Source organism: Petrotoga sp. 9PW.55.5.1 (genome assembly GCF_003265365.1).
Lineage (GTDB): Bacteria > Thermotogota > Thermotogae > Petrotogales > Petrotogaceae > Petrotoga.
Genome location: NZ_AUPM01000079.1, coordinates 1 through 1258, shown reverse-complemented (window position 1 = coordinate 1258; position 1258 = coordinate 1). Strand labels below are relative to the sequence as shown.

General features: G+C 33.5%; 1 protein-coding gene. It reads left to right on the top strand.

What is annotated here, in order from left to right; genetic code table 11:
- Window positions 1-1075, top strand: a 1075-nt coding sequence (locus tag PW5551_RS10250) for a hypothetical protein (protein ID WP_158526193.1), incomplete at its 5' end; no start/stop codon positions are given.
- Between the last annotated feature and the right edge of the window lie 183 nt (window positions 1076-1258).

Below are 1258 nucleotides of genomic sequence, written 5' to 3'. Positions count from 1 at the left end.
TGGATGGTATGATGAATGGGATGAATGGGATGATGAAGAAGGGTATGGAAAGTACCACTATGACATTCAAATAATGAATCTAAATACTTCAGAAGCTAAGGAAGTGCCGATAAATTTTAGAGGCGGGACTGATTCGTATGATTCTACATTGACGTTGAATTTTGGAGATGATTTTAAAGGTAAGTATGTCTCTGTTTCATATGGAAGTCATACACATGGCACATCTTTTTTGGTTGCACATCCCTTAACTAATCCTATAGAAATCAACATTAACGCAGGTACATACGATTTGGTAATTTTAGCAGTGGATCAATATCCAGACTTTGGCCAAATCTATGAAGACTTTAGCCATATCTACATTGATAGAAATAGAACTCTTTCTGGAGATGATAGCCAAGATATTTCGTTTTCTGATTTTGTTCCTTTAGATACTTATACTTTAAAAACCACAATACCAGGAGCGTTCGTTGATGTAGACTTATTAGCAGGAGGAACAACGTCAGTTTATACTTGGTTTAGTAATGATAAAGAATTAAGGATTCCTAGTGACTTAACATCCGATGATGATTTGTATGGTTTATCGGTTAGTAAATATGATGGATATTATGACAGAACTTTTATTAAATATAAATCATATCCAAATGACATTGAAGTGTTAGATACATTGCCATCAGATACTTTGGAAATGCCTAGGTTTGATAATAACACATTCAGTTGGACACCATACGATCCTGACATCGCTGGTCATGAAATAAGATTTTATGAGGCTATATTGTTCCCCCCCTATACAACTGATTCGCCAGTACAATGGACAATTATATTATCAGACGGTTGGTTAGGTGATTCAAGTAATTATGAATATCAATTACCAGATTTATCAGGTTTAGAAGGTTGGAACGAAGATTGGTATCCAAACAGGGATACATATTTAGCGAATAATCTTTTTTTTGCAATTTCTGGAACAGAGAGTAATTTAACTAAATATCTAGACCTAATAGAGGGAATTGAAGCCGGAATGGAAGCTGGAATGGAAGTAAGTATTATTATTTGTGCCTTAGATCTAACTGGTGAATAAGTTTAATATTTCAAACAATTTTTCATATATAAACCCTCAAAACGCCCTTTTTGGGCGTTTTTTTAAAGCAGCCTCACCCTCTGTTATTGGAGAATAAATAAAGAAATCTTACTTTTTCACAAAAATGGTTTTGGAATTAAAACAATTATTATCATCGAGAAAAGATTCTACTAAATTCACTAG